Here is a 16247-nt window from a genome sequence, read left to right on the forward strand (position 1 = left end):
AGTAAAATTAAATTTTGTTACATTCAATTAAAACCTTAAAAATACTATCTTTGCGCTTTAATTTTTATAAGAAATATGAATCTTCAAGACATCCTAACAACGCAAATAAAAAGCGCAGTAAAAAGTAACTTTAATGCCGATTTAGAATCTGTAGAATTTCAAGCAACACGTAAAGAATTTCCTGGAGATATTACTGTTGTTGTATTTTCTATGTTGCGCGTTGTAAAAGGTAATCCAGTGCAAATAGGAGAATCTATAGGTAATTATTTAGTAGAAAATGTAAACGAAGTCGAAGGTTTTAACGTTGTAAAAGGCTTTTTAAATTTAGAAATTAGCGCATCATATTTTGTAGACTTTTTTAATGCAATAAAAGATAAAACAACTTACGGTTTTGAAGATGCTATTGCAGAAAATGATGCCGTAATGGTCGAGTATTCTTCGCCTAATACAAATAAACCACTTCACTTAGGTCATATACGTAATAACCTTTTAGGTTACAGTGTTGCTGAGATTTTAAAAGCTTCTGGTAAAAAAGTTTATAAAACACAAATTATAAACGATAGAGGTATTCATATTTGTAAAAGTATGTTAGCTTGGCAAAAGTTTGGAAACAACGAAACACCAGAAACTACAGGCTTAAAAGGCGATAAGTTAGTCGGGAATTATTACGTCAAGTTTGATCAAGAGTATAAAAAAGAAATTGAAAATTTAAAAGCTTCAGGTAAAACAGAAGACGAAGCAAAAAAAGAAGCTCCAATTTTAGTTGAAGCTCAAGAGATGCTTAAAAAATGGGAAGCAGGAGATGAAGATGTAGTCGCACTTTGGAGTAAAATGAATGGTTGGGTTTATGATGGTTTTGAAGTAACCTACAATAACCTTGGTGTAGACTTTGATAAATTATATTACGAAAGCGAAACTTATTTATTAGGAAAAGAATTTGTTAGCGAAGGACTAAAGTCTGGTGTATTTTATAAACGTGAAGATGGTTCTGTTTGGTGCGATTTAACCGATGATGGTTTAGACGAGAAAATTGTACTTCGTGCAGATGGTACAGCAGTTTACATGACTCAAGATATTGGTACTGCTATACAACGTATAAAAGATTTTCCTGATGTTGGCGGTATGGTTTACACCGTTGGTAACGAGCAAGATTATCATTTTCAAGTCCTGTTTTTAATCCTTAAAAAATTAGGGTTTGATTGGGCTAAAAACCTATATCATTTAAGTTACGGAATGGTAGATTTACCTTCTGGAAAAATGAAAAGTCGTGAAGGTACCGTTGTAGATGCAGACGATTTAATTGCAGATATGGCAACTACTGCAAAAACAATTTCTGAAGAATTAGGTAAGTTAGACGGTTACTCTAAAGAGGAAAAAGAAGAACTTTATAAAACTATTGGTCTTGGTGCATTAAAGTATTATATCTTAAAAGTAGATCCTAAAAAACGAATTCTTTTTGATCCTAAAGAGTCTATAGATTTCCAAGGAAATACTGGTCCGTTTATTCAATATACGTATGCAAGAATACAGTCAATTTTACGTAAATCGGATATAGATACTTCAGTGAAACTAGATGCAAATGAAGTAGAATTACACGAAAAAGAACGCGAATTAATTAAACAACTACAATTATTTCCTGATACTGTACAACAAGCAGCAGCACAACACAGTCCTGCTTTAATTGCTAATTATACTTACGATTTAGTAAAAGCATTTAATAGCTTTTATCAAAATGTATCAATTTTAGGTGCAGATACTAAAAACGAAATTATTTTTAGAGTTCAGTTATCAAATACAGTAGCAAAGACTATAAAAAATGCGTTTAGCTTGTTAGGTATTAATGTACCTGAAAGGATGTAAAAAGTAACTCAAGAATTATAAGAAAAACGCTTTCAAAAATTGAAAGCGTTTTTTTATTAGACAGTATCTATTATTTTATCAATAGACATTCTAGATTTAGGTTTTTTACTAGGTTGATTATGATCATCTTCATCTCTATATCCTATTGCAACAGCTACTAAAGTAGCATAATTGTCAAGTTCTAAAATTTTATTATAATCTTCAGGGTTAAGACCTTCCATTGGTGTAGAGTCAATACCCATTTCTGCACAAGCACTTAAAAGTATCCCCAAAGATAAATAGACTTGTTTGTCAAACCAGGATTTAATATAAGACTCTGGTTTTGGTTTTATGGTTTCATTGTAATAATTAACAGCAGCTTCTGGCAATTCTTCTTTAATTTGATTTTCAAAAACCTCTAAATTGTCTATTCTGCTTAAAACTATTAAAGTGTCGCAATCCAACACTTTTTCTGTATTGATCCACGATACTTTAGATAATTTTTCTTTGGTTTTTTGATCTCTTACAAATGTAAACTTCCAAGGTTGACTATTTATAGAAGAAGGACTTAATCTTAGAATTTCTTTTAATGACTGAATGTCTTCTTCCTTTATTTTTTTTGATGCGTTATATTTTTTAGTACTGTAACGCTGCTGCATTGCTTCTAAAAAACTCATAGTTTATTTTTATTGATTCACTTAAATTTAAAAATAGCTAAGTGTGTAAGCAAAATACAAATGGTATTTTATGAAATGATTAGCATTAAACTTCAAATAATGTTAATAATTATATAAGATAACCCTGAATTGAAGTGGTAAAGTTTATTTAATTTTGCTGTGATGAAACACATCATTTCTAATTATATTCCAGATACAGCATTACCAAATGTTTTAAAGCTTTTAGAGCACGAAAATTTAACAGTATTAATAAAAAAAGAACGAAAAACACGTCATGGCGATTATCGTAAATTACCAAATGGTAAGCATCAAATTACAGTAAACGGTAGTTTAAATAAATATCGATTTTTAATTACTTTGGTACATGAAGTTGCTCATCTAGAAGCTTATAAAACTTATGGTAAAACGATTAAGCCACATGGGATAGAGTGGAAGAAGACCTTTCAATACTTGATGTTACCTTTTTTAAACCCAGATGTCTTTCCGTCTGAGATTTTACCAATTCTAGCTAATCATTTTAAAAATCCAAAAGCATCTAGCGACACAGATGTGCAATTGGCCTACGCATTAAAGCAGTTTGACGCAAATACTAATAAAACCTTTATATTTGAGATACCTTTACAAAGTACATTTAAAATATATAACGGAAAAGTTTTTAGAAAATTAAAAAAGCGCCGTACACGTTTTGAATGTGTAGAAGTTTCAACAGGTAAAATATATCTGTTTAATGCAAATGCAGAGGTAACTGTAATAAATAATTAACAAAATGCAAAACAAAAATTATTACGCCATTTTAATGGCTGGTGGTGTAGGGTCAAGGTTTTGGCCAGTAAGTACAGAGAGTTTTCCAAAACAGTTTCATGACATGTTGGGAACAGGAGATACATTACTGCAAAAAACATTTCAGCGATTAAACAAGTTAATTCCAACTGAAAATATTTTTATTCTGACTAATGAAAAATATAATGATTTAGTCCTACAACAGTTACCAGAAGTTAAGCAAAAACAAGTGGTTTTAGAACCAGCAATGCGTAATACAGCACCTTGTATTTTGTATGCTTCGTTAAAAATACAAAAACTAAATCCAGATGCAGTCATGATTGTGGCACCAAGTGATCATTGGATTGAAGATGAAACTGCATTTACGCAAAATGTACAGCAAGCCTTTCAGTTTTGTGAGCAAAACGATGCGTTAATGACTTTGGGTATAAAACCAACCTTTCCTAATACAGGATACGGTTATATAGAATGTGGTAATGATTCTGAAGAAAATATAAGCGAAGTTATTCAATTTAGAGAAAAACCAGATTACGATACTGCAAAACAGTTTTTAGCACAAGGAAATTTTCTTTGGAATGCAGGTATATTTATGTGGAGTGTTTCATCTGTAATTAACGCTTTTAAGAATAATCAACCTGAATTATTTCAGCATTTTAGTAAAGGAATGGAGCTATACAATACAGATGCAGAAGCAGAATTTATAGAAGAAAATTATGCTAAAGCAGAAAACATCTCGGTTGATTATGCCATAATGGAATCTTCTAAAAATGTATATGTAATACCAGCAACTTTTGATTGGAATGACCTTGGGACTTGGGGAAGTTTATATGATAAACTAGATAAAGATCAAAACCAAAACGCTGTTGTTAATGCAAAAACTTTAGTAGAAGATGCTTCTGGAAATATGATTAGAACAGCTAAAGAAAAAGTTGTAGTTGTAGATGGATTAAACGATTATATAATTGTTGATAAAGACGAAGTTTTGCTTATCTTTCCTAAAGCAAAAGAACAAGACATTAAAAAAGTGCTTCAAAATGTAAAAAACACTTTTGGTGAGCACTACGGATAATTATTAATTTCTGAATGAATACAACCAATAATCCTAAAGAAAACAAGTTTAACTTCTCTGAAGAAGACAAACAAAAAGAAACTGTTGACCAAAAAAAAGAAGCTGTAAAAAAAGATGCAGAAGGTTTGTTTAAAAGTATAAAAACCTTTTTGCAAGAACTTTTAGATTTTAGAGAAGATACCGATCGAGACGCTACTATAGAGGCTATAAAAAACGATATTCCTTTTAAAGGAGCAACAGCCTGGATTTTAGTGTGTTCAATATTTGTGGCTTCTATAGGGTTAAATGCAAATAGTACAGCTGTAGTTATTGGCGCCATGTTAATCTCTCCACTTATGGGACCAATTTTAGGTGTTGGTTTATCTATTGCAATTAATGATATAGATACTTTAAAACGCTCATTGATAAATTTAGCAATTATGATTGTACTAAGTTTATTAACAGCTTTTTTATTCTTTAGATTTTTCCCTTTAAGTGAAGATACTTCAGAGCTTTTAGGTCGTGTGCAACCTGATATTCGAGATGTATTAATTGCCTTTTTTGGTGGTTTAGCTTTAATTATAGCACGTACCAAAAGAGGAACTATAGCTTCTGTTATTTTTGGAGTAGCTATTGCAACCGCATTAATGCCTCCATTATGTACTGCAGGGTATGGATTAGCAAAAGCTAATTGGAAATACTTTGGTCAAGCCATGTACTTATTTACAATTAATACCATATTTATTGCATTGGCTACATTTTTAGTGCTAAAAATTTTACGTTTTCCAATGCTTAAATATGCAAATTCTGCAAAAAGAAAACGTATTGCAAGAATAGCATCTTTAGTAGCTATAATTGTAATGATTCCTGCAATGTTTACATTTTTAAGTGTTTTAGAAGAAAGTCAATTTGAAGTTAACGCTAAACAATTTATAGATAAAGAGCTAGATGCATTACCAAATGCCAATTACATAAAAAAATATGCGACACCAAACTTTAAGCCTTCTGGGGTTTCTAATATAGAGTTAACTACTTTTGGTGCAGATGTTATTTCTGACGAGACCATAAGAGTTTTAGAACAACGCTTAAAAGATTATCCTTATTTAAATAATACTAAACTATTAATCAATCAAACCAAAAATAGACAGGTTAATAACTTAGAATATATGGAAGAGTTACGCACGCGTGATTCTTTAGACCTTTTAACACAACAACAAAAAATAACTATTTTAGAAAATAAAGTAAGGCAATTATCAGTGTTAGAGAAAGATCAAATCCCGTTTAAATCTCTTACTGAAGAAATTAATATTAATTATGAAAATGTTGAAGAAATAGCTTACTCTAAAGTTGTAAAAAGTAACTTTAAAACAATAGATACCTTGTCTGTTTTTGAAGTTAAATGGAATGATTCTTTAGTCAATAACAATCAAGTAGAAAAGGAAAAAGCTAAACTGTATAAGTGGTTGAAATTTAAGCTAGATGTAGATACGCTAGTAATTAGAAGAGTAAATTAACCACGCTCTTCTAAATACATTTGACGCACTTTTTTAAATAACTCTGAAGAGTAAACAAAGTCGGTAACAGCTTTATTGTCTGTTTTAAAAATATCATAACGAGAACCTTCCCATTCTTTATAACCATTTTTTAAAAAGACAATTTTTTCACCAATTTGCATAACCGAGTTCATGTCATGCGAGTTAATAACAGTAGTTATTTGATACTCTTCGGTAATTTCTTTAATTAAATCATCAATAACTATAGATGTTTTTGGGTCTAATCCAGAGTTAGGTTCGTCACAAAAAAGATACTTTGGTTTATTTACAATTGCGCGTGCAATAGCAACACGTTTTTGCATTCCTCCAGAAGCTTCGCTAGGCATTTTTTTATGTGCATCTGCTAGATTAACTCGCTTTAAAACAAAGTCTACACGATCTTGCATTTCGCTTTTACTTTGTTTCGTAAACATTTTTAAAGGAAACATTACGTTTTCTTCAATTGTCATAGAATCAAAAAGTGCACTTCCTTGAAATACCATTCCTATCTGTGCTCTAATATCTCGCTTTTCGTCTTCACTTAATTTCGAAAATATTTTACCATCATAAGCAATACTTCCTTGTTCATAGTTGAAAAGCCCAAGTAAACATTTTAAAAATACAGTTTTACCAGATCCACTTTGACCAATAATAAGGTTTGTTTTTCCTTTTTCAAAAGCGGTGTTAATTCCTTTTAGAATGTGAGCATCGCCAAATGATTTATGTAAATTTTTAACCTCTATCATTAGCTTAAAAGTAACTGAGTTAATAAATAGTTTAGTACGATAATTACAACACTAGTCCATACAAATGATGTTGTACTAGCTTTACCAACTTCTAAAGCTCCTCCTTTCATATAATAACCATGATAAGACGGTACTGTGGCTAAAATAAAAGCAAAGATTAATGTTTTTATAAACGCATACGCCATATGAAAAGGAGTAAAGTCTAATTGTACACCTTCTATATAATCGCCCATACTTGCGTAACCGCCATATACACAAGCAGCAAGACCGCCAAGAATACCTAAAAACATTGAAATAGAAATAACAAAAGGGTAAAGCATTAACGAAATAAACTTAGGAAATACTAAATAATTTAAACTGTTTATACCCATAACTTCTAATGCGTCTATTTGTTCTGTAACACGCATTGTACCTATGCTTGAAGTAATAAAGGATCCAACTTTACCAGCCATAATAATCGACATAAATGTTGGTGCAAACTCTAAAATAATAGATTGTCTTGTGGCAAATCCAACTAGGTTTTTTGGGATTAATGGATTGTCTATGTTTAAAGCTGTTTGTATCGTAACAACACCTCCAACAAAAAACGAAATAAAAGCAACAATACCTAAAGAACCAATAATTAAATCGTCTATTTCTTTTAAGATTAATTGCTTCATAACCGACCATTTGGTTGGTTTTTTAAACATTTCAGCAATCATCAAAAAGTAAGTGCCTAAATAATGAAGGTATAACATATCAATTTTTATTACTGCTAAAATATAAAATTCTAACAGCTTATTAACCTTAATTTCAAATTAGATGTCTTAAAAACTGTATTTTTGCAATCTAAATTTATTAAATTATATGAGACCATTACTTTCAATCTGCATTGTATTTTTATTATTTGCTTGCCAATCTCAAAAAGAAGCTATTTCAACTTCAACAGAAACTAATGTTCAACCTACTGAAAAAACAAAACTAGTGGTAGGAATTGTAGTTGATCAAATGAGATATGAGTACTTAACAAGATTTGAAAATAAATATGGAAATGGTGGATTTTTAAGATTAATAAACGAAGGTTTTAATTGTAAAAATAATCACTTTAATTATGTGCCAACCTATACAGGTCCAGGACACGCATCTGTTTTTACAGGTACAACACCAAAAAATCATGGAATTATAGCTAATAACTGGTACGACAAGTTTAGTGATAGTTTTGTGTATTGTGCAGGAGATACAACTGTGCAATCTGTTGGGACCATGGATAAAGCAGGACAAATGTCTCCACACAGAATGAAAACTACAACTTTTGCAGATGAAAATAGGTTGTTTACACAAATGAATGGAAAAACAATAGGCATATCTATAAAAGATCGTGGCGCAATTTTGCCAGCAGGACATAGTGCAAATGCAGCATATTGGTTTCATGGGAAAGACCAAGGTCATTTTATTTCAAGTAGTTACTATTTTGAAACTTTACCACAATGGGTCAAAGATTTTAACGCAACAAATCCAGCCGAAAAATATTTAACAGAATGGAATACTTTTTATGATATAGAGACATATACGGAAAGTGGAAGTGATTTAAACGATTTTGAAGGCGGATTTAGAGGAAAAGACACAGCAACATTTCCTTATGATTTAAAAGCATTAAGTAAAACAAACGGAAACTATAATATTATTAAAGCAACACCTTACGGAAATAGTATTGTAACAGATTTTGCAATAGCAGCTTTAATAGGAGAGCAATTGGGTAAAGATAATTATACAGATGTGTTAACAGTAAGTTATTCTAGCACAGATTATATTGGGCATAACTTTGGTGTAAATAGTAAAGAAATAGAAGACACATATATAAGGTTAGATAAAGAAATTGAACAATTATTAAATACGCTTGACGCGAAAGTGGGCAAAGAAAATTACACCGTCTTTTTAACGGCAGATCACGGAGCAGTTAATGTACCAGCGTATTTAGAAAGTGTAAAAATACCAGCAGGTTATTTTGATGGTGCAGCTTTTGAAGAAAAGGTAGGCAATATTACAATTGAAACTCACAAAGTGTCATCTTTCTTAAAAAATATTAGTAATCAGCAAATATTTTTAGATAGAGAAAAAATACAACAATTAGGCTTAGATTTAGTTGTAGTACAAGAGGCAATAGTAAACCAGATAATTACTTATGATCAAGTATATAAAGCATATACAGCGACTTCAATGAGTAATACTCAATACACAAAAGGAATTGAAAATTTATTGCAAAATGGATATAATCAAAAACGATCTGGAGATATTTTATTTGTTTTAGATCCAGCAGTAATACAGTATAGTAAAACAGGATCAACACATGGTTCTCCTTTAAATTATGATACACACGTACCTTTAATTTTTTATGGTAATGGTATTACAAAAGGACACACAACTGCATATACAACTATACCAGATATAGCACCAACAATTTCTGCTTTATTGGGTATAACGTTTCCAAACGGAGCGACCGGTAAACCACTAGAATTTGTTTTAGAAAATTAAGGAAAACGTTTTTTAAGCTCGTTTTCAGTCTTAAAAAGTAAAAAGATTACAGAGCCAAATATTAAAGCCAAGCTAATAAAAAGTTTGGCTTTATTGTTTATTGTAATTAATAATGAAATGTTGCTTGTCAAGATTAAAAATACACCGCAAAACATTAAAATTTTAGCTGAATATTTTTGTGAAAAATCCCATTGTTCTTGATTTTTCATAGAACGAGTTGTTCTGTATCCATAAAGCATATTGATGTTTTTAGGCGGAAATTTGAACATTACAAAACCTGTAATCATAAAAATGATTCCGCTTAAAAAACTTGTAAAAAGTAAGTTTTCTACAAGAAAATTCATAGTTATTTATTTTCTGTATAAGAAATAGTTGTTAACTAAGTCAATGTATTTCTGCTTAGCTTCGTTTGCAGAAATATTTTTTGTTTGAAATAATGCATTAGTTTTAAAAGCATTAATTATTTGCTTTTTGCTGCTCGGACTTCCATAGTCATTAGTAGCTCTTTTGTAATAAGCGTAGAGACGTAACAAGAAATCTGCAGGAAAAGGTTCCTTATGTTTATTGATTTGTGCTACAGCCTCTTGAAAGGCTTTTTCAAGTTCTTCGGAAGTCATCTTAAATTTCGGCAATAATACTTTCGCCTCCTTTTACTTTTTGGTTTAATTCTACCTTTATATTAGTGTCCAAAGGTAAAAATAAATCTACTCTTGACCCAAATTTTATAAAACCAGAGTCTGTACCTTGCACAGCAGCGTCACCTTCTACAGCATAATTAACGATACGCTTTGCTAAAGCACCGGCTATTTGTCTGTATAAAACTTCTCCATAAATAGGATTTTCTACGACAACTGTAGTACGTTCGTTTTCTGTACTAGCTTTAGGATGCCAAGCTACAAGGTATTTACCAGGATGATATTTGCTAAAGTTTACCTTTCCGCTAATAGGGTATCTTGTAACATGTACGTTAATAGGAGACATAAAAACACTTACTTGAAGTCTTTTTTCTTTAAAGTATTCTGGCTCAAAAACCTCTTCTATTACTACCACTTTACCGTCTACGGGCGATACAACAGTATTGTCGTTTAATATGGTGTTTCTTTTGGGATTTCTAAAAAATTGAAGTATTAAAAACAAGAAAACAAATAGCGTAAAAAATAATACGTACTTAAGCCATAGCGCTATTACAAATGTGTCTACCACAACTGCAGAAATAGCAATAAACAAAAACGTAATTGCTATAATTTTAAAACCTTCTTTATGAAACATAGTTTACAATTCTTAAAAACAAATAAATAAAAGGAGCTGCAAATATAATACTATCAAAACGATCTAATAAACCGCCATGCCCAGGCATTATAACTCCGCTATCTTTAACGTTAGCTTGGCGTTTTATTTTAGATTCTATTAAATCTCCAAGCGTTCCTATAACACTTATAATAATACTTAATATTAGCCAATTAGTAAAAGTTAAATGGCTGTCTGTAAATTTAAATATAAAATAACTAGCAATGGTTGCAAAAAACAATCCTCCTAAAAATCCTTCGACAGTTTTTTTTGGTGAAATGCTAGGAAACAGTTTTTGTTTACCAAAATTTTTACCAACTAGATAAGCAAAAGTGTCATTAACCCAAACTAAAATAAAAGAGCCTAATATAAGAACTGGGTTAAATAGTTTTCCGTGTTTACCTATTAAAACTAAAAACACAAAACCACTTGCTAAATAAAAGGTGGTAATTATATATCTTTTTGAGCTAAATAAAGGTATTTTTTTCTCAGAGAATAAATCTTTAATCAGTAGTAATTGAACAAAAATAGTAATGACTTGAAGGATTTGAGTAGCTTCTACTAATCCTATATGAGAGTTCATTACAAACTGCCAATACCCGAAAATAAAATACATTATTGTAAAGATAATATATGGGTATAAGCTTTTTAGTTGTATAAGTTTACAAAACTCTGCCATACAAATCATTCCAAACACGTAAAAAAGTATAACAAATGCGTGCTCGTTAAATAACGAAAGGATAAGCAGGGTTATATATAAAATTCCAGATAGACCTCTGGTTAATGTTTCGCTCATAAAACTATAAATCTTCTAACAACAGCAAATATAAGTTTTTTGTGCTGCTTCCGTAAGATAAAAAGTCTTTTTCCTCTTCTAGCTTAAAATGTTTAATCGTAGTGATGTTTGTTGGAAGTTTACTTGGGTTTTTGCTTTTAATTTCTCTTAACCCTTCACTAATTGTTGGTACTATTTGACTTGTAGTAGCAAAAACGATTACATTATTAGGAAATTCATTTAGTTTATTCTCTGCTAATTGATTAGAGCTTACTAATAAAGACCCATCATTTGCAATTAGGTTTTCGCAAGTGGTGATAAAGTAAGTACATTGTGATAAGTTTTGTCCAACGTTTAATTGAGCACTTTTAAATTTATCTTCAAGGTTTTTATCGTAGAAAAAAGCTTTATGATCTTCCCAACTGTTTTCTATTATAATATTGTTGAGGTTATCGTACACTTCGTCTAACGAGTCGCAATACAAAAATTTGCCACCATTTTTTTTGAAGTTTATAGTAAAACTTTCGTCAATTGGTAGCTCAACTTTTGGCATGTATTTGCCTCGTTCATTAGACTTTATGTCTTCCTTTTTCTTTTCAGATTTAGAACTAAATAACTTTCTAAAAAGACTCATTTACTTTGCTATAATCAATTTTCTTTTTTGAACTATATCAAATATAAAAAAACTTAGACTATCTAAAGAGATAATCTAAGTTTTTTGTGTTTAAATACTATAAATATGTTCTGTTTACTCTTCTTCTTCAGATTTTTGATCTGTAAGCTGAACTTCTTTTTTAAAGTTTCTTTCTCCAAAAATCTTTTCTAAATTGTCTTTAAAAATCACTTCTTTTTCTAGTAAGACTTCAGCTAACTCGGTTAATTTATCTTTGTTTTCTTCAAGAAGGTTGACAGCTCTTTGGTATTGAGTCTCTATAATATCTGAAATTTCTTTATCAATTAGTTCTGCTGTTTGTTCACTATATGGTTTAGAGAATCCATATTCGTTTTGACCAGATGAATCGTAGTAGGTTAAGTTTCCTACTTTGTCGCTTAATCCATAAACAGTAACCATTGCTCTAGCTTGTTTTGTAACTTTTTCTAAGTCACTTAAAGCTCCAGTAGATATTTTATCAAAAATAACTTTCTCTGCAGCACGACCACCAAGAGCGGCACACATTTCGTCTAGCATTTGCTCTGGTCTAACAATTAAACGTTCTTCTGGTAAATACCATGCAGCACCTAAAGATCTACCACGTGGTACAATAGTTACTTTTACCAATGGTGCAGCATGTTCTAGCATCCAACTAACAGTTGCGTGACCTGCTTCATGAAAAGCAATTGCACGTTTTTCTTCTGGTGTAACAATTTTATTTTTCTTTTCTAAACCACCAATAATTCTGTCTACAGCATCTAAAAAGTCTTGTTTTTCTACTGCCTTTTTATTGTTTCTAGCAGCAATTAAGGCTGCCTCATTACATAGGTTAGCAATGTCTGCACCTGAAAAACCTGGTGTTTGTTTAGATAAAAAGTCAAGGTCTAAACCTTCAGCTTTTTTTAGAGGTCTTAAGTGGACTTCAAATATTTCTTTACGCTCTCTAACGTCTGGAAGATCTACAAAAATTTGTCTGTCAAAACGTCCTGCACGCATTAAAGCTTTATCTAATATATCTGCACGGTTAGTTGCTGCAAGTACAATTACGTTAGTATTTGTTCCAAAACCATCCATCTCGGTTAGTAATTGGTTAAGCGTATTTTCACGCTCGTCATTACTTCCAGACATTGCGTTTTTGCCTCTTGCACGACCAATAGCATCAATCTCATCAATAAAAATAATTGAAGGCGATTTTTCTTTAGCTTGCTTAAATAGGTCACGTACACGTGATGCACCAACACCAACAAACATTTCTACAAAGTCAGAACCAGAAAGCGAGAAAAAAGGGACTTGTGCTTCTCCTGCTACTGCTTTTGCAAGTAAAGTTTTACCTGTTCCTGGAGGACCAACTAGTAATGCTCCTTTAGGGATTTTACCACCTAAGGATGTATATTTTTCTGGGTTTTTAAGGAAATCTACAATTTCTTGAACTTCTTCTTTAGCACCTTCTAAACCAGCAACGTCTTTAAAGGATGTTTTTACATCTGTTTTTTCGTCAAATAGTTTTGCTTTAGATTTTCCTATGTTAAAGATCTGTCCGCCAGCTCCGCCACCGCCACCAGAAGACATACGTCTCATGATGAAAATCCAAACTCCAATTAGTAAAATAAAAGGAAGTAGGCTAAATAATAACTCGCCCCAAGGGTTAGTTTCGGTTTTATATTCAACAGATGTAGAAATGCTGTTGTTTGCTTTTATTTCTTTTAACTGATTTTCAAAATTTTGAAGATCACCAAATTCGAAAGTGTAATTTGGTATGTTATTAGAATCTCCAAATAATGCAGTTGGTATAGACTTTTTGTGTACTTCTTTTTCTTCTGCTTCTTTAGTTAAGTAAACTTTTGCTTCTCTTCTGTTAACAATATCTACTTTTTCTACGTCTCCATCTTTTAAGTATTGAAAAAATTGTGCTGGAGATGTTTTATTTTCTCCGCTTAAAGCATCGCTTCCAAAAAAGTTTAAACCAATGAAGAATAAAAATAAACCTGCGTATATCCAATAAGGATTAAACTTAGGTTTTTTTGGAGGTATTGTTTTTTTATTTTTATTGTTTGCCATGTATTGTTATTAATAATTTGTTTTTATAGCTGTTACTTTGGCATCTCCCCAAAGACTTTCTATATCATAATATTCTCTAATGTGTTTTTGAAACACATGTACAACTACGTTAACATAGTCCATTAAAACCCATTCTGCATTGTCTTCGCCTTCTATATGCCAAGGTTTGTCTTGTAATGTTTTGCTTACTTTTTTTTGTATAGAATTAACTATGGCGTTAACTTGTGTATTTGATGTACCTTCACAGATAACAAAGTAATCACAAACAGTGTTTTCTATTTCTCTAAGATCGAGAATGTTAATTTCTTTTCCTTTTACATCTTCAATTCCGCCTATAATTGAGGTTATAAGTAGATCTGCGTTAGATTCTTTTTTCGCCATTAATAAGATTTAATTTGTGCAAAGTTATTATTTTTAAGTTCTTTATACTTTAAAAAAATCATAAGATTTTATAATACGAAGATAACTATTTAATATGCGTATAATCAAACTTAATGCCATCGATTCTACAAATTTGTTTCTTCGAAGTTTATCTATCGATACCAATGTAGAAGATTTTACCGTAGTTGTAGCTAAACATCAAACTAAAGGTCGTGGTCAAATGGGTACTGTTTGGTCGTCTCAAGACACTAAAAACCTCACTTTTAGTGTGTTTAAAAGGTTTGTAAATTTAAAGCTTGATCAACATTTTGTGATTAGTATGGTTGCTAGTTTGGCTGTAATTAATACACTAAAAAAACTAAACTTACCAAAATTAAGTGTCAAATGGCCTAACGACATTTTGTCAGCAAATAAAAAGATATGTGGTATTTTGATTGAAAACGTTATTAAACAAAATAATGTAGCAGCTACAGTTGTTGGTATTGGTTTAAACGTAAATCAAGTTAATTTTTCTAATTTACCTCAAGCGTCTTCTTTATTAAATGTTACAGGTATATCTTATGATTTGGATGAATTACTTCAATCTATTTTAAAAGAGTTAGAAATCCTTTTTGATTTAGTTGAAAGTAATCAATTTAAAACTATTAAAACAACTTACGAGTCTTATTTGTTTAGAAAAGATAAACCTTCTACATTTAAAAATGAAGAAGGTTTATTTTCTGGTTTTATTAAAGGAGTTTCTAATGAAGGTCTTCTAGAAGTTTTATTAGAAGATAATATATTAAAAACGTTCGATTTAAAAACAATTAAGCTACTGTATTAATAGCATTAGGCATGTTGCTAGCCAATGTTTCTATAAATTTATTGATAGGTCCTTTAATCATCATAGCCATCATAGCATTAAACTGACCTTCAAAAATTAATTGCACTTCGCTAGTTGTTGCATCAATTTCAGAGATATTTCCTGTTAAAGAAAAGTCTATTTTACCACCAGCAGCACCTAAAACAATTTGGTTAGGCGGTGTTGTTTCTTTCTTTTTAAGTACAATTTCTGGCATTCCTTTTAAGGCAAACAAAAACTTATCGTTATCTAAAACTTCAAATTTGCTTATGTTTTCTGGCATAAGATTTTCAAAATTTTTTACATCGCTTAAAAAGTTAAATGTGTCTTGAGCAGATTTATTTACTGTAACTTTTGGAGATTCTAATTTCATAGTTTGTTTTGTATGTTAATCTATATTTAACTTAATCAATTAACGTTCCAATCGCTTGGATTGGCATTCCATTTACTTAAAGTTTCAATTTCACTTTCAGAAATATAATTGGTTGCAGCTGCTTCTTGCAGTAAATGTTCGTAATTACTTAAGGTGTGTAAAGTAAGGTGTTCTTTTTCAAAATTTTCTTTAGAGATATTGAATCCGTAAGAAAAAATAGCAATCATACCTTTTACGTTTAATTTAGCTTCTTTTAAAGCTTTTACAGCATTTAAGCTACTTTTTCCTGTACTAATTAAGTCTTCAATAACGACTACGTTTTGACCACTTTCTACATAGCCTTCAATTTGGTTTTGTCTTCCGTGTGATTTAGCTTCTGGTCTAACATAAATAAAAGGAACTCCTAAATACTCGGCAACTAGCATACCAATACCAATTGCGCCAGTAGCTACACCAGCAATTACGTCTGGTTTTCCGTAATGGTCTTCTAAGAATTTAGCCATTTCTTCTCTAATATAATTTCTAATAGGAGGAAAAGAAAGAACAACTCTATTGTCACAATAAATAGGAGATTTCCAACCAGATGCCCAAGTAAATGGTTCTTTAGGTTGAAGTTTAATAGCATTAACTTGTAATAATGCTTTTGCGGTCTGTCTAGCGATGTGTTTGTCAATAATCATAAGGCAAAATTACATATTAAATTTTTTGAATTGAAAATAACTTTAAAATAAAATTTAGAATTCTATT

At 30.8% G+C, this 16247-nt stretch carries 18 protein-coding genes; 6 read left to right on the plus strand and 12 right to left on the minus strand.

The window, feature by feature from the left end; translation table 11 throughout:
• Positions 1 to 75: 75 nt before the first annotated feature.
• Positions 76 to 1860, plus strand: a complete 1785-nt coding sequence (gene argS, locus H574_RS0109470; protein WP_027880347.1) for an arginine--tRNA ligase — start codon at positions 76 to 78, stop codon at positions 1858 to 1860.
• Positions 1861 to 1916: 56 nt separating this feature from the next.
• Here the strand turns inward: argS and H574_RS0109475 are convergent, their stop codons facing one another.
• Positions 1917 to 2516: an NAD(P)H-dependent oxidoreductase gene (locus tag H574_RS0109475; RefSeq protein ID WP_027880348.1), complete on the minus strand. Its 600-nt coding sequence runs from the start codon at positions 2514 to 2516 to the stop codon at positions 1917 to 1919.
• 162 nt (positions 2517 to 2678) lie between these two features.
• Between H574_RS0109475 and H574_RS0109480 the strand changes: the two genes are divergently transcribed.
• From H574_RS0109480 to H574_RS0109490, 3 genes are read left to right on the plus strand one after another with little or no spacing between them, the layout of a single operon-like run.
• Positions 2679 to 3278 carry a SprT-like domain-containing protein gene (locus H574_RS0109480; RefSeq protein WP_027880349.1) on the plus strand — a complete coding sequence of 200 codons (600 nt, stop codon included), beginning with the start codon at positions 2679 to 2681 and terminating at the stop codon, positions 3276 to 3278.
• A gap of 4 nt (positions 3279 to 3282) precedes the next feature.
• Complete coding sequence (locus H574_RS0109485; protein WP_027880350.1) at positions 3283 to 4365, plus strand: mannose-1-phosphate guanylyltransferase; 1083 nt, start codon at positions 3283 to 3285, stop codon at positions 4363 to 4365.
• Between the two features lie 14 nt (positions 4366 to 4379).
• Positions 4380 to 5858 (plus strand): DUF389 domain-containing protein, encoded by a 1479-nt coding sequence (locus tag H574_RS0109490; protein WP_027880351.1) that lies wholly within the window; start codon positions 4380 to 4382, stop codon positions 5856 to 5858.
• Here H574_RS0109490 and H574_RS0109495 read toward each other — a convergent pair.
• The gene (locus tag H574_RS0109495) at positions 5855 to 6622 is read right to left on the minus strand and encodes an ABC transporter ATP-binding protein (RefSeq protein WP_027880352.1); all 768 of its coding nucleotides are present in this window, start codon (positions 6620 to 6622) and stop codon (positions 5855 to 5857) included. The genes H574_RS0109490 and H574_RS0109495 overlap by 4 nt on opposite strands.
• Positions 6622 to 7359 carry an MlaE family ABC transporter permease gene (locus tag H574_RS0109500; RefSeq protein ID WP_027880353.1) on the minus strand — a complete coding sequence of 246 codons (738 nt, stop codon included), beginning with the start codon at positions 7357 to 7359 and terminating at the stop codon, positions 6622 to 6624. Before H574_RS0109500 ends, H574_RS0109495 begins: the two co-directional genes overlap by 1 nt.
• Before the next feature lie 109 nt (positions 7360 to 7468).
• Here H574_RS0109500 and pafA point away from each other — a divergent pair, with 109 nt between their 5' ends.
• Complete coding sequence (pafA, locus tag H574_RS0109505; protein WP_027880354.1) at positions 7469 to 9133, plus strand: alkaline phosphatase PafA; 1665 nt, start codon at positions 7469 to 7471, stop codon at positions 9131 to 9133.
• On the opposite strand, the gene H574_RS0109510 is transcribed toward pafA, so the two are convergent.
• From H574_RS0109510 to rsfS, 7 genes are all read right to left on the minus strand, one after another.
• Positions 9130 to 9477 (minus strand): SdpI family protein, encoded by a 348-nt coding sequence (locus tag H574_RS0109510; RefSeq protein ID WP_027880355.1) that lies wholly within the window; start codon positions 9475 to 9477, stop codon positions 9130 to 9132. The genes pafA and H574_RS0109510 overlap by 4 nt on opposite strands.
• A 6-nt stretch (positions 9478 to 9483) precedes the next feature.
• Complete coding sequence (locus H574_RS0109515; protein ID WP_027880356.1) at positions 9484 to 9750, minus strand: acyl-CoA-binding protein; 267 nt, start codon at positions 9748 to 9750, stop codon at positions 9484 to 9486.
• 1 nt (position 9751) lies between these two features.
• Positions 9752 to 10402: a phosphatidylserine decarboxylase family protein gene (locus H574_RS0109520; RefSeq protein ID WP_027880357.1), complete on the minus strand. Its 651-nt coding sequence runs from the start codon at positions 10400 to 10402 to the stop codon at positions 9752 to 9754.
• Positions 10392 to 11216, minus strand: a complete 825-nt coding sequence (locus H574_RS0109525; protein ID WP_027880358.1) for a phosphatidate cytidylyltransferase — start codon at positions 11214 to 11216, stop codon at positions 10392 to 10394. Before H574_RS0109525 ends, H574_RS0109520 begins: the two co-directional genes overlap by 11 nt.
• Positions 11217 to 11220: 4 nt before the next feature.
• Complete coding sequence (locus tag H574_RS0109530; protein WP_027880359.1) at positions 11221 to 11829, minus strand: LUD domain-containing protein; 609 nt, start codon at positions 11827 to 11829, stop codon at positions 11221 to 11223.
• A 114-nt stretch (positions 11830 to 11943) separates the two neighbouring features.
• A complete protein-coding gene (gene ftsH, locus H574_RS0109535; RefSeq protein ID WP_027880360.1) occupies positions 11944 to 13905 on the minus strand; it encodes an ATP-dependent zinc metalloprotease FtsH in 1962 nt (653 codons plus the stop codon).
• A 9-nt stretch (positions 13906 to 13914) separates the two neighbouring features.
• On the minus strand, positions 13915 to 14286 hold the full coding sequence (gene rsfS, locus H574_RS0109540) for a ribosome silencing factor (RefSeq protein ID WP_027880361.1): 372 nt from the start codon (positions 14284 to 14286) through the stop codon (positions 13915 to 13917).
• A gap of 94 nt (positions 14287 to 14380) precedes the next feature.
• Here rsfS and H574_RS0109545 point away from each other — a divergent pair, with 94 nt between their 5' ends.
• Positions 14381 to 15109 (plus strand): biotin--[acetyl-CoA-carboxylase] ligase, encoded by a 729-nt coding sequence (locus H574_RS0109545; protein WP_027880362.1) that lies wholly within the window; start codon positions 14381 to 14383, stop codon positions 15107 to 15109.
• Here the strand turns inward: H574_RS0109545 and H574_RS0109550 are convergent.
• Positions 15093 to 15500 (minus strand): SRPBCC family protein, encoded by a 408-nt coding sequence (locus H574_RS0109550; RefSeq protein ID WP_027880363.1) that lies wholly within the window; start codon positions 15498 to 15500, stop codon positions 15093 to 15095. The genes H574_RS0109545 and H574_RS0109550 overlap by 17 nt on opposite strands.
• A gap of 35 nt (positions 15501 to 15535) precedes the next feature.
• Positions 15536 to 16180 carry an orotate phosphoribosyltransferase gene (gene pyrE / locus H574_RS0109555; RefSeq protein ID WP_027880364.1) on the minus strand — a complete coding sequence of 215 codons (645 nt, stop codon included), beginning with the start codon at positions 16178 to 16180 and terminating at the stop codon, positions 15536 to 15538.
• Positions 16181 to 16247 lie beyond the last annotated feature (67 nt).

Origin of the sequence: Mesoflavibacter zeaxanthinifaciens DSM 18436 (genome assembly GCF_000422365.1) — a bacterium.
Classification (GTDB): Bacteria; Bacteroidota; Bacteroidia; order Flavobacteriales; family Flavobacteriaceae; genus Mesoflavibacter; species Mesoflavibacter zeaxanthinifaciens.